This is a genomic window from Ruminococcus sp. 8Y-12 (assembly GCF_058119865.1).
In genome coordinates this window covers 288,009-300,206 of record NZ_CM176623.1, presented here as the reverse complement: position 1 = coordinate 300,206, position 12,198 = coordinate 288,009, and the positions used below count along the sequence as shown (strand labels likewise).

12 protein-coding genes are annotated in these 12,198 nt (G+C 46.5%); all 12 read left to right on the top strand.

All coding sequences use genetic code 11. The annotated features are described in order from the left end of the window. Positions 1-26: 26 nt before the first annotated feature. The 12 genes from AC0THY_RS01175 (at position 27) to ald (ending at position 11,994) form a co-directional block, all read left to right on the top strand. Complete coding sequence (locus tag AC0THY_RS01175) at positions 27-1,223, top strand: ABC transporter substrate-binding protein (protein ID WP_489992652.1); 1,197 nt, start codon at positions 27-29, stop codon at positions 1,221-1,223. Between the two features lie 35 nt (positions 1,224-1,258). Next, positions 1,259-2,125 carry a branched-chain amino acid ABC transporter permease gene (locus AC0THY_RS01170; RefSeq protein ID WP_489992651.1) on the top strand — a complete coding sequence of 289 codons (867 nt, stop codon included), beginning with the start codon at positions 1,259-1,261 and terminating at the stop codon, positions 2,123-2,125. A 13-nt stretch (positions 2,126-2,138) separates the two neighbouring features. After that, positions 2,139-3,134 (top strand): branched-chain amino acid ABC transporter permease, encoded by a 996-nt coding sequence (locus AC0THY_RS01165; RefSeq protein WP_489992650.1) that lies wholly within the window; start codon positions 2,139-2,141, stop codon positions 3,132-3,134. Then, positions 3,131-3,895 carry an ABC transporter ATP-binding protein gene (locus AC0THY_RS01160; RefSeq protein ID WP_489992649.1) on the top strand — a complete coding sequence of 255 codons (765 nt, stop codon included), beginning with the start codon at positions 3,131-3,133 and terminating at the stop codon, positions 3,893-3,895. The genes AC0THY_RS01165 and AC0THY_RS01160 overlap by 4 nt, the downstream gene beginning before the upstream one ends. A 1-nt stretch (position 3,896) precedes the next feature. Continuing rightward, positions 3,897-4,607 carry an ABC transporter ATP-binding protein gene (locus AC0THY_RS01155; protein WP_489992648.1) on the top strand — a complete coding sequence of 237 codons (711 nt, stop codon included), beginning with the start codon at positions 3,897-3,899 and terminating at the stop codon, positions 4,605-4,607. A gap of 14 nt (positions 4,608-4,621) precedes the next feature. After that, positions 4,622-5,383, top strand: coding sequence for an SDR family NAD(P)-dependent oxidoreductase (locus tag AC0THY_RS01150; RefSeq protein WP_489992647.1), 762 nt, complete (start codon positions 4,622-4,624; stop codon positions 5,381-5,383). Between the two features lie 50 nt (positions 5,384-5,433). Then, the gene (locus tag AC0THY_RS01145) at positions 5,434-6,357 is read left to right on the top strand and encodes a sugar phosphate isomerase/epimerase family protein (RefSeq protein WP_489992646.1); all 924 of its coding nucleotides are present in this window, start codon (positions 5,434-5,436) and stop codon (positions 6,355-6,357) included. A 14-nt stretch (positions 6,358-6,371) separates the two neighbouring features. Further along, complete coding sequence (locus AC0THY_RS01140) at positions 6,372-7,421, top strand: hypothetical protein (protein ID WP_489992645.1); 1,050 nt, start codon at positions 6,372-6,374, stop codon at positions 7,419-7,421. 85 nt (positions 7,422-7,506) lie between these two features. After that, on the top strand, positions 7,507-8,475 hold the full coding sequence (locus AC0THY_RS01135) for an aminopeptidase (RefSeq protein ID WP_489992644.1): 969 nt from the start codon (positions 7,507-7,509) through the stop codon (positions 8,473-8,475). A gap of 58 nt (positions 8,476-8,533) precedes the next feature. Further along, positions 8,534-9,823 (top strand): aminotransferase class V-fold PLP-dependent enzyme, encoded by a 1,290-nt coding sequence (locus AC0THY_RS01130; protein ID WP_489992643.1) that lies wholly within the window; start codon positions 8,534-8,536, stop codon positions 9,821-9,823. 101 nt (positions 9,824-9,924) lie between these two features. Next, a complete protein-coding gene (locus tag AC0THY_RS01125; protein ID WP_489992642.1) occupies positions 9,925-10,830 on the top strand; it encodes a shikimate dehydrogenase family protein in 906 nt (301 codons plus the stop codon). Between the two features lie 39 nt (positions 10,831-10,869). Further along, a complete protein-coding gene (gene ald / locus AC0THY_RS01120; RefSeq protein WP_489992641.1) occupies positions 10,870-11,994 on the top strand; it encodes an alanine dehydrogenase in 1,125 nt (374 codons plus the stop codon). Positions 11,995-12,198 lie beyond the last annotated feature (204 nt).

The following is a 12,198-nucleotide window of genomic DNA, read 5'->3' as shown; positions in this document are numbered from 1 at the left end:
CTGTAGTAGAAACCGGATGAGAAGAAGTGAGAAGAAAGGGTGAAAGAGAAGTGAAGGCAGGAAAAGGAATTACCGGTATTTTGACAGCAGCGGCGGTTTTATCCGTTTTGGCTCTGAGTATGACCGGGTGCGGGAGAGATAAGACTCCGAAAGCCAGGACAGAGCTGAAAATAGGAGTTGTTTGTCCGCTGTCCGGTACAGCGGGAGACGGTGTTTATCTTCAGAAGGCAGCGGAGCTGGCAACCAGTGAAATCAATGCAGCCGGAGGGATTAACGGTATGCAGGTTAAGCTTTACGTAGAAGACGATGAAGGTGCTCCGGCGAAATCCGTTACGGTTACAAGAAAGCTGGTGAGCCATATCGGAGTGGATGTATTGGTAGGGGCACAGCAGAGTTCCTGCACCCTGGCGGATATGATTATTACTGAAGAAGAACAAGTGCCGCAAATTACACCGGGGTCATCGGCACCAGCGATTACCCAACAGGGAAATGAATGGATTTTTCGTACCTCCATTTCGGACGCAACAGCGGCAAAGACGATTCTGAAGGAAATCAGCCAGGAGATGGGAGGCAAAAAGATCGCCGTAGTACACGACTCCACAGACTTTGGAGTAAATGCAGCAAAGATGATCGAAGGGCTGGTGGGGGAATATGGACTGGAGATCGTGGCAGAGGAGCAGTTTAATGCGGATGATGCGGACTTTACTTCCATTTTGACAAAGGTGAACTCTACAAAACCGGATGCCATTGTATGCTGGGGGTATTATGCAGCGGCATCTCAGATTTGTAAGCAGATGAAGCAGAACGAAGTGGAGATACCGTTTTTAGGATATGGATTCAATAATCCTAGCTTTACCGAACTGGGTGCCCAATGGGTGGAAGGAGCGGTGGTTGCCAGCGGATTCACTGAGCTGACTGCTGAATTTAATGATAAGGTAGCTCCCTTTGGGACAGCCTTCCGCCAGTATTTTAACAACGAACCGCCTACCCAGGTGGCGGCTCAGACCTACGACACCATATACCTTATTAAAGAAGCGGTAGAAAGGCTTGGGCACACAGATTTCACAAGTGAGGAACTGAGGGACGAATTGAAAAATACCTCTTACACCGGAGTCACCGGAAATCAGAGCTTTGATGAGAATGGAGATATTGTAAAGGACTGCACGCTGGTCACCTACAATGCGGACGGCGAACAGGTCTTATATAATCCCAAAGATGAATGAGAAAAACATAAATAGTTTTAGAAAGGCGGTAGTCCATGTTTATTACATATTTATTTAATGGATTGACGATGGGAGCCATATATGCTTTGCTCGCAATCGGAGTTACGATGACTTATAAATCCATGGGAATGCTGAATGTGGCACATGCAGATACCATCATGTTTTCCACATTTGTGGTTTTATCCATGTATCATGCCACAGGAAATCTGCTGCTTTCCATTGTGGTGGGGCTGATAGTAATGACTATATTCGGCCTCTGCCTTGAGAAATTCATTTACAATAAACTCAATTACAACTCCTTTGTTAATCTGATGATTGCAACCATAGGTATGCAGATTATACTGAGAAACGGGGCGAGAACTATATGGGGTGTGGACCCCTACAAATTTCCGGATATTTTTAGCGTGACGCCAATAAAAATAGGGGGAATCCGTATTCTGCCTCAGAGTATCGGGATCATTCTGATCTCCCTTGGAATCGTGGCAGCACTTCAGTGCTTCTACAAATTCACCAAAATAGGCCAGGGAATGATGGCAGCGGCATCCGACGCTAAGGCGGCAAAAATGTTGGGCATTAATATCAATAAAACGAGAATGCTTACCTTTGGGATCAGCACCCTGCTGGCCTGTGCCAGCGGTGTTCTACTGGCACCTATGTACTATGTAAGCCCGGACCTGGGGGTGAGTATTGGATTGAAAGGATTTGCAGCAGCCATCATTGGAGGTTTCGGGAGCATTCCGGCAGCCTTGGTGGGCGGTCTGCTTCTGGGTATCGTAGAGAGCATCGGTTCCGGTATGATCGCATCCTCCTACCGGGATATCATTTCTTTTGCGATCATGTTGATTATTCTTTGCTTCAAACCCGCAGGGCTTTTGGCAAAACGTGTAGAACAGAAATTCTAGAGGGGGAGTAAGGATGAAGATCATTAAAAAGAATATAAAATGGATTATTTTAATTACTGCACTGTTGTTTGTGCCCGCAATTGCTCCCAGTTCTTATATTATGCAGATCGTGGCAAACATTCTTCTGTACATTATTTTGGCAATGGGGCTGAATCTGCTCACAGGTTTTACAGGAATCCTATCCCTTGGGCATGCGGCTTTCTTCGGTTTAGGGGCTTATACGGCAGCGATTTTAAACACCCGATTTGGTATGCCGTTTCCAGTCACATTGATCTGTGCTGTTGTGGTCACAGGGGTGGCAGGCGTGCTGCTGGCAATTCCTTCCTTACGTGTAAAGGGCAGCTATCTGGTGCTTTTAACCATCGGTTTTGGGGAAGTGGTAAGGCTGATTTTAATTAACTGGGTGGATTTTACTAAGGGGCCGTCAGGGATTATCGGAATCCAATATCCGGATTTTGGGATTTTTAAGCTGGATTCCCTGTACCTCTGCTATTACCTTATATTATTCTTTGTGGTTATTTTGATGGTTTATCAAATCATACTGATGAAATCCAGAGTAGGGCGGGCCATGCTGGCGATACGCGATGACGACAATGCGGCAGAGCTCTGCGGTATTGACATTGCCCGGTATAAGATCAAAGCTTTTGTGATCAGCGCTGTTTACTGCGCCATTGCAGGATGCCTGTATGCGCATGTTATCCGGTATGTAAGCCCGGACAGCTTTCGCGGGGAGGAATCCCAGATTATCCTGTGTTGTGTGATTGTAGGCGGTATGGCAACCTTTAAGGGCCCGGTGATCGGAGCGTTTTTGCTTACCATGTTGCCCGAGATCCTGAGAGGATTGGACAATTTCCGAATGGTACTGTACGGAATTATGCTGATAATTGTTATCATATTTTTCCCGGGGGGAATTGCGGGGTATCTGGACCGCTTTAAAGTATATTTGAAAAAGAAAACCGGAAAAATGAAAGGCGGGGCAGAACCGCACAAAGGAGGTGGACGGTTATGAGTTTACTTGAAATATCCGGATTGACGAAGCAGTTTGGGGGACTGACGGCTGTGGATAACGTGAGTTTCCACATTGATAAAAACCAGATCTGTGCTCTGATTGGCCCCAACGGGGCAGGGAAGACCACAGCCTTTAACCTCATTACGGGTGTTTACGTACCCACAAAGGGTACCGTTACCTTCAACGGGAAAGTGCTCAACAAGATGAGGCCGAATAAAATTGTAAAAGAGGGGATCGCCAGGACATTTCAGAATATCCGCCTTTTTAAAAAAATGTCCGCTATTGAAAACGTAATGACAGGATTCCATTGCAGAACCCACGCGGATGTTCTGAGTATCATCTTTCAGCCGCAGAAGTGCGCCAGGGAAAAAGCAGAAATTACACAAAAAGCAAAGGAACTTTTGGACTACATAGGAATGCTGGATCAGAAGGATGAGCTGGCAGGCAGCCTTCCCTATGGACACCAGAGGCTTCTGGAAATTGCCAGAGCGCTGGCATCCCAACCTAAGCTACTTCTTCTGGATGAACCTGCGGCAGGTATGAATAAGGTAGAAAAAAAGGAATTAATAGATCTGATAACCAGAATTCGGAAAGATTTTGATATGACTGTGATGCTTGTGGAGCATGACATGGATGTCATCATGACCATATCAGACGAGGTAGCTGTATTAAACTACGGCTCCCTGATGGCCTATGGTACACCGGAAGAGATTCAGAAAAATGAGGAGGTCATTGCAGCCTACCTGGGAAGTGAGGATTGATATGAGCGTACTTGAAATTAACAATTTAGTAGCAACGTATGGTCCCATAGTGGCACTTCGCAATGTTTCCATGCACGTGGAAAAGGGTGAACTGGTCTCCCTGGTAGGGGCAAATGGAGCAGGAAAATCCACACTGCTGAACTCTATTTTGGGATTGGTTAATATCAAAGAGGGAGAGATTATCCTGGAAGGAGAAAACGTTGTGGGAATGCCCTACTACGAAATTTTTAAAAAGAGGATTGCCATTGTTCCGGAGGGTAGAAATATATTTGCAAATATGACAGTGGAGGAGAACTTAAAGCTGGGGGCTTTCTGCAGGAAAAAGGACAAACAGAAGGAACTGGAGGTTATGGAACAGGTGTTTTCGTATTTTCCAAGGCTTAAGGAGAGAAGAAGGCAGGCAGGAGGAACCCTGTCGGGCGGAGAGCAGCAGATGCTGGCAGTGGGACGTGCACTCATGGCTCAGCCGGATATTCTGGTATTGGACGAACCGTCTATGGGCCTTGCACCGATGTTGATTAACCAGGTGTTCCGTATTATTGAAATAATTAAGGAGACAGGGGTTACAATGCTCCTCATAGAACAAAATGCCAGCAAGGCACTGAGAATCAGCGACCGCGTATACGTACTGCGCACCGGACAGATTGTTATTGAAGATGAGGGAAAGAACCTGGTGGGTCATGAGGCCGTATTTGAGGCCTATCTGAAATAAGGACAGGAGGGCTTATGTTACAGGAGATATCCTTAGATGGGAAAACAGGACTAATCACCGGGGGAGGCACTGGAATTGGATTTGGAATTGCAGAGCAGTTTGTGGAGTCTGGAGCTAAGGTGATTCTGACAGGACGCAGGGAGGAAATACTGCAAAAGGCAGCCAGCAGATTGGGAAAGGCAGCTTCCTATTATACGGCAGATTTGACGGATTCAAACACTATAAAAGAAATGGTAGAGAAGATAGAGAGGGAGACGCCTATTGATATACTGGTAAATAATGCAGGAATAAATTTGAAAGGCCCATTTCTAACATACAGAGAAGAAGATTTTGACCAAGTGGTGGCCATTCAGGAAAAGGCTGTTTTTCTGATGACCCAGGCGGTTGCCTCCCACATGGCAGTAAGGAGAGCTGGAGCTATCATTAATATTACATCCCTGAGCGCCAGAATCGGGATGCCATCTAATCAAGCTTATACCATGTGCAAGGGCGGGATTGCAGCCCTTACCCGCAGTCTGATGGCGGAACTGGCACCCTATGGAATCCGGGTAAACAGCATTAATCCGGGCTACATAATGACAGATATGATACGAAAGATCAATGTCAATACACCAGATAGGCTGAAAGTCATGGAGGAGGCGACTCCCCTGAAGCGCTTTGGTACGGAGAAAGAAATTGGAATGGCGGCTGTATTTCTTGCTTCAGATGCCGCTTCATTTATCACAGGAAATGATCTTTATGTGGACGGGGGGCATGGAAATGCGTCTGTCCTCTAAAGCGCAGAATGAATATATACAGCACAGATATCGCTGAGAAAGGAATAAATATGCAGAAAATATTGCCGTCTGCCCATCTTTTTGAAATGTTTATGCCCATAACGGACGATGAACGGAGAATGACAGAGGTTGTGGAGCAGATACCGGAAAAGGAGTTTTACAGGGGGATTGAGCTTGGAATGTTTTTTCAGAGGGAGTACCGGGACAGAATCCGAAAGGTAGTGGAGGAGAATAATTACCAGTTGACAACCTGGGCAACACCCTATCTGTTAAGGAACAAGCTAAATCTTTCCAGCCTTGATCCGGAGTTGCGTAAAAAATCTGTAGATTATGCAGTGGAAATGGCCAAGATGCTTCCGGAGATGGGAACTGCTAATTATGGGATTCCTTCCGGAGATTATTTAGGGGAGGAGCAGAAGGAGGAGCAGAAAAAAGCGCTTTTCGAGTCCCTTACCACAATTCATGAGGAAATCAGTAAGAATGAGGGGATGCACATGGTTCTGGAGCCTCTGGACCGGTATGCCTACAAGAAGCAGTTGATTGGTCCTATGCCAGAGGTGGCTGAATGGTTTAAAGGATTGCAGAAGGTAAACCCCAACATCTATATTCACTGGGACAGCGCACATGAAGTGCTGGGTAAAATCGACCTGATTGCGTCTTTAGATTTGGCCCAGCCCTATCTGGCTCAGTTCCATCTGTGCAATTGTATTGCGGATGAGAGCCATCCCTGCTTTGGGGATCTGCACATGGATGTAGGGCGTGCACCGGAATTCAAGACCTGGGGATTCTTGACTCCGGAAGTGGGTGCAGAGGTAGTGAGGCACGCCGCAGGCTATGAGACTACTCCGGGGATCAGAAATACCTACTGTGCCCTTGAAGTGCGCTCCCATCCGGGAGATGATCTCTGGGAAAAAGAAAAGATGTGCCGGGAATTTATGATGGCAACCTTTGATCTTGCGGGAATCCATTATTAAGGAAGGTGGACAAAATGTTAAGAGTGAACCGAATTTCTCTGGCAAAGATGGAAGCAGGATATGCGGTGGCAGCCATTCGCCTGAGCGGAATTATGTATTACCTGGCAGGATCGGAGGCAGAATGCGGTGGGTATGTGTTAATCAGCAGTAAGACTAAAGCAGTTTTTCCATTGGACGGTATTGACGGAGGAATTATGAGCTTTATACCCATTCCGGAACAGGAGGGTGCTTTCTTAGCTATCCGAAAATTTTATCCGGTATTTCGATCAGAGGAGGCGGAGATTGTATATGTGCAGATGATACCAACACCCAACGCCACTGTTGCCTGCAAAGTTCAGGTGGTATGCAGCCTCCCCTTTGTGCACAGGATTGCTCTGGTTGGAAAGCCGGAAAACAGAAAAATCATTGCCGCTACTCTTTGCGGAGAAAAGTCATTTGTGGAGGATTGGTCCAGTCCCGGAGCTGTATACGAAATACGTATCCCCCGAGTACCTGGAGGCGTGGTATCAGCAAACCCCATTTTACTTGGACTTCACAAAAACCATGGAATGTATCTTGATCATTCAAATGGAGAAGAGCGCATATTGGTAGGTGCTGAAGAGGGAGTTTTTGAGTTAAGGGAGATTGAGGACGGGACGTGGATGATCCGTAAGGTGATGGCGATACCAACAAGTGATATGTGGCTCTCTGATATAGACGGAGACGGAAAACAGGAGATGGCGGTCATACAGCCATTCCATGGAAATGAGCTTGCTGTTTACCGCATGGACGGGATGGGATATGAGAAGGTATTTAGCTACCCTATGGAATTTGGTCATGTGGTGTGGATGGGAGAGCTTTTAGGGGGATTTTACGTAATCGGATGCAGCCGGGGAGGGAAAAAAGAGATTTCTATACACCGGCTTAATAGGACAGGGGGAGGATTTACCTTTGATTCAAAAGTTATCCGGGAGGGATTGGGCATTGCCCAGATTGCAGTGTTCACAGAAGAAGACCAGGTACATATTCTGACCTCAGACCACGGGATTAATGAGATTGGTGAATTTATTTTAACGAGAAGTTAGGGAGTGGCGGCCCGCATCTTTTGTAAAATATTCACAATAGAGAGACCAAATAACAATGCAATTAGAAAAGAAAGAAGGAACAAAAATGGCAGAAAAAAAGATTTACAAAGCGTGTGAAACACTATTAACCGTTTGCTCCAATTGCCAGCCTGAAGAAGAAATTTTAATTGTTACAGATGATACCAGATTGGATATCGGTATGGCCATGTGGGATGCTGCAGAGAGATTTCCAAAACGCTCTCTTATTCTTATGAACCACAGGGAGATGCACGGAGAAGAACCCACTGCAACTGTGGCAGCGGCAATGCTGGCAGCAGATGTTATTTTTAGATGCACCACCTTATCACTTTCCCACAGCACGGCAAGAATGAAAGCGTGTGAGGCGGGGGCGAGGGATCTGAACTGCTGTGACTATGATTTTGCTATGCTGGAGTCTGGCGGACTCTATACAGATTTCCCTGCAAATATGAAATATGTGGACCAGATTGCAGAGGGGTTTGAAGGCGGTGACATCTGTGAAATAACCTCAGCAATCGGGACTAATTACCGGGCCAGCATAAAAGGGCATAAGGTTTTTCCACAGTATGGAATGACACTCGAACCGGGAAAAACTTCTTCACCCCCAGACATCGAATGTGCCACAGGTGCCATGCCTTACACTGCCAATGGTGTGGTGTATGTGGACGGCTCCATCACCCATCCCAGGATCGGGCTGATTACAGATGCCGAACCCATCCGGGTAGAAATTAAGGACAGTTTTGTCACAAAGATTTCCGGAGGCCCACAGGCTAAGGTCTTAGAAGAGGTATTGGAAGAGATCGGGGACCGCAGAATTTACCAGATCGGTGAGATCGGCGTCGGATTAAATCCGGATGCGAGCTTAAACGGGAGAATGCTGGAAGATGAGGGATGTATGGGAACTGTGCACGTGGCGCTGGGAAATAATGAGTCAGGGAATGATATTAACCTGCATATTGATATGATGTTCAAGAATCCAACCATCAAAGTGGATGGAAAGATAATTCTGGACGAGGGCAAGGTAGTTTTTGATTAAAAAGAATAATGAAAATAGAGATAGAAGCGGTTGAGCATCGGAAAGGCAAGGTAAGAAAATGATTAAAGAAAAAGATTACCCACAGGGATTACTATTCCCAGAAGAGCTTCAAAAAGAGGTAAAATCAAGGTTTTTAAATGTTGATACAGACCCGGAAGCAGGGGAACGTGTTTTCTTTGAAAACGCAGGCGGATCTTTGAGACTGAAAGCAGTAAACGAGATTTATCAAGAGCTGGATAGCTTTCCAGACTGTGATTCCCGTAAGCATAAAAGAGCGAAAGCTCTGAGAAAAAAGACGCTAGGGGGATTTGCAGATTTGCGCATTATGTTCAATGCCCCCAAATACGCACAGATTTTAAATGAGACCTCTTCCTCAAAAGCGATGTTTACTATCGTGCGTACCATCCTGGAAAATGTAGAGGGAAAAAATGTGGTTACCACCGAACTGGAGCACCCCTCTGTGTACGATTCTGTCAGATATTATGCCAACAAGCGCGGGATGGAAGTGCGTGTATGTGCGCCGGATAAACAGACCGGAAGTATTATTCCGGAGGAAATCGCAGCTATGGTGGATGAAGATACGGCCTTAGTTACCTGTATGTATGCATCGAATCATACTGGAGCTGTGATGGATATGAAAAAGATCGTGGAGCTATGCAGGGCGAAAAAACAGGACGTGTACATTGTGAGCGATGCCGTACAGCATATGCCACACGGCTTGGTGGATGTTCAGGAAGTAGAGCTGGATGCCGTAAATTTTGCTGCCTATAAAATATTCGGATGCCGTGGCTTCGGTGCAGCCTATCTATCCGATCGTTTGGCCAGGCTGGACCATCCCGGAATCTTCGGAAACCTGGGAGACCCCTGGGAAATCGGAGGCCCTGCGCCAGCTATGCTTGCAACTGCCACCGCAATTGTGGACTACGTGTGCTGGCTGGGCTCCCAGTTCACTGATGAGACAGACCGGCGCAAACTTTGGGAGGAGGGAATGATGCATATTGAGTTGCAGGAACGGGCTTTGATGTATCACACCCTGGAGGGAACAAAAGAAGTCCCCGGTTTGAGACATATCCCCAACGCCAAGGTTCATTTTGACAGAGAGGATTTTGAGAATAGAGATTTTATTATGGCACTCACCTTTGATAATATAAATTATACGGATGCAGTCGCCGAGTTTCAGAAGAGAGGGGTTATTGTATATGACAGAAATGACGGAAACTACTATTCTGTCCGTTCCCTGCATCCCTTTGGCCTGGACGGAATCATCCGGGTATCTCCGCTGCACTGCCATTCCACGGAGGATGTAGATAAATTTTTAAAGGCAGCTGCTGAGATAGCAGCCCTGTAAAAAGGAGACTGCCGCAGCCTAGTCAGGGTGCGGCAGCATTCCATTTTATACGGCAACATGAAGAAAGAACAGCTATACAGCCAACTATTCAGGAGGTAGAGATGAATTTTGAATATCTAAAGTTAAACAAAGAGACCAGGTTGGTGCCTAATATCGGGTGTCCCATTGAGGCACCGTCTACGCCTTATATTTACAATCCGCTGTTTGAGGACTTAGATCTAAACTGCATACTATGGCCTGTGGAGGTGCCCAGGGGAACACTTAAGGAGTATCTCGAAGCAGCCAAACAGATGGACCTGAAAATGCTTGTGGTAACCATGCCCTACAAATCCGAAATCATTCCCCTGCTGGATGAAGTGGATGAGACATCCAGAATTTTTCGGTCTGTTAACACTGTGAAGATCCAAAACGGAAAGACCTTTGGGACAGGTATGGATGGAAAAGGATGCTTAGCTGCCCTCCAAAAAAATAAGGTGAAGATGAAAGGAGCCAAAGTTTTGATGCTGGGTGCGGGTGCCATTACTGGTGTCATAGGCAGAGAGCTGGCTCTGGCGGGAGTACGTGAGCTGACCATTGTAAACCGAACTCTGGAAAAAGCGGATTTTGTGGCAGACATTCTGAGAAAGAACACATCAGGAATGGAAATATATACAATGGAAATGACCAGGGAGAACCTGGATGCCGCGGCAAGGGATAAGGATCTGATGCTACAGTGTACGTCAATGGGGTTCAAGGGGTCAGGGAGAGACTATGACTATGTGGATTTTATCGAGAATCTGCCCGGGCATGCGGTTGTACTGGATGTGATCACGAATCCTCCCAGAACTAGAATTATTAAAAAGGCAGATGCCTGCGGATTAAAAATTATTTATGGAATTAATATGCTGCTGGGGCAGGCAGGAGAGATCATAGAGTATGTTTTTGGAGAGAAACCCAGTGAAGCGGCGTTGGAAAAGAGTAAACAAGAGTGGGCAAGGTATGCAGGAGTGAATTTGGATTCCATTTAAGTAGTATGCTTTGTAAACAATTGTCAGAGGAGGATCATTATGAAGATAGGAACCGTAACGGAAATCAAGGCACATGAGTACAGAGTCGGACTTACTCCTGATTCTGCAAAGGCATTTGCGGAACATGGTCACCAAGTTTACGTGCAAAGAGGGGCAGGGGAAGGTTCCGGCTTTACGGACGAGCTGTACAGAGAGGCAGGGTGTATCATTTTAGACACAGCCAAGGAGGTTTTTGATTCTTGCGAAATGATTGTAAAAGTGAAGGAGCCACTAAAACCGGAATATCCCCTGATCCATGAGGGCCAGATTCTATATACCTATCTGCATCTGGCAGCGGACAAAGAGCTGACAGATGCCCTTGTTAAGATCAAATGTATAGGAGTAGCCTTTGAGACAATTAAGGACAGAAACGGAGCGCTTCCCTGCTTAAAGCCCATGAGCCAGATTGCGGGGAGGCTGAGTGTGCAGGAGGGTGCCAAATATCTGGAAAAACCGTATGGTGGCAGGGGTGTCCTAATGGCAGGTGTCCCCGGCGTACCGAGGGCCCGGGTGGTGGTCCTGGGAGCCGGAGTTGTTGGGACAAGTGCCGTAAAAATTGCTGTGGGCATGGGCGCGGATGTGACGGTTCTGGATATTAATATAGACAAAATGGAGTATTTGGAGGACATCTATCAGGGGAAGATCAATACAGTGTATTCAACACCTCAGAACATCCTGGCCTGTCTAAGGGATGCGGATATGGTAATCGGCGCAGTACTGATTCCGGGAGCTGTGACACCAAAGCTGATCAAAGCGGAATACCTGAAGTATATGAAAAAGGGTGCCGTTATTGTGGACGTGGCCATTGACCAGGGTGGCTGCAGTGAGGCCAGTCATGTGACCTATCATGATGATCCGGTCTTTATCAGGGACGGAGTGGTGAACTACTGCGTAGGAAATATGCCGGGAGCTGTTTCAAATACATCTACCATTGCGCTGAACAATGCGGTTTTGGGCTACGGGTTAAATATAGCGGACAAAGGACTGGAGGAGGCGCTGTCAGCAGATGAAGGGCTGAGGTCGGGTTTGAATGTATATAAGGGAAAAATTACTTTTGCGTCCGTGGCTGAGGCATATGGGTATGACTATGTTCCGGCGGCGGAGGTGTTAAGAGGGGGGATATAAGACCTACCTTTATTAAGAATCTATACTGCTTTTAAATTAGGGGCTGTTGTAAAAGTGGATAATTAATCTACCGAAGCAATGGCCTCTTTTTATGTTTTAAAACAGAAAATGGAATCGGAAGAGTATGCCATTCATTGCACCATTTGATCATTCAGGAAGGTGGCAAGGTTGTTATGGCATTGGCATGGGAAAGTGATGGCTTTG

What these genes read in the sequence shown, in the direction of transcription:
- AC0THY_RS01170 (WP_489992651.1), top strand. Translation starts at nt 1,259, where the DNA reads ATGTTTATTACATATTTATTTAATGGATTGACGATGGGAGCCATATAT.
- AC0THY_RS01165 (WP_489992650.1), top strand. Translation starts at nt 2,139, where the DNA reads ATGAAGATCATTAAAAAGAATATAAAATGGATTATTTTAATTACTGCA.
- AC0THY_RS01160 (WP_489992649.1), top strand. Translation starts at nt 3,131, where the DNA reads ATGAGTTTACTTGAAATATCCGGATTGACGAAGCAGTTTGGGGGACTG.
- AC0THY_RS01155 (WP_489992648.1), top strand. Translation starts at nt 3,897, where the DNA reads ATGAGCGTACTTGAAATTAACAATTTAGTAGCAACGTATGGTCCCATA.
- AC0THY_RS01150 (WP_489992647.1), top strand. Translation starts at nt 4,622, where the DNA reads ATGTTACAGGAGATATCCTTAGATGGGAAAACAGGACTAATCACCGGG.
- AC0THY_RS01145 (WP_489992646.1), top strand. Translation starts at nt 5,434, where the DNA reads ATGCAGAAAATATTGCCGTCTGCCCATCTTTTTGAAATGTTTATGCCC.
- AC0THY_RS01140 (WP_489992645.1), top strand. Translation starts at nt 6,372, where the DNA reads ATGTTAAGAGTGAACCGAATTTCTCTGGCAAAGATGGAAGCAGGATAT.
- AC0THY_RS01135 (WP_489992644.1), top strand. Translation starts at nt 7,507, where the DNA reads ATGGCAGAAAAAAAGATTTACAAAGCGTGTGAAACACTATTAACCGTT.
- AC0THY_RS01130 (WP_489992643.1), top strand. Translation starts at nt 8,534, where the DNA reads ATGATTAAAGAAAAAGATTACCCACAGGGATTACTATTCCCAGAAGAG.
- AC0THY_RS01125 (WP_489992642.1), top strand. Translation starts at nt 9,925, where the DNA reads ATGAATTTTGAATATCTAAAGTTAAACAAAGAGACCAGGTTGGTGCCT.
- ald (WP_489992641.1), top strand. Translation starts at nt 10,870, where the DNA reads ATGAAGATAGGAACCGTAACGGAAATCAAGGCACATGAGTACAGAGTC.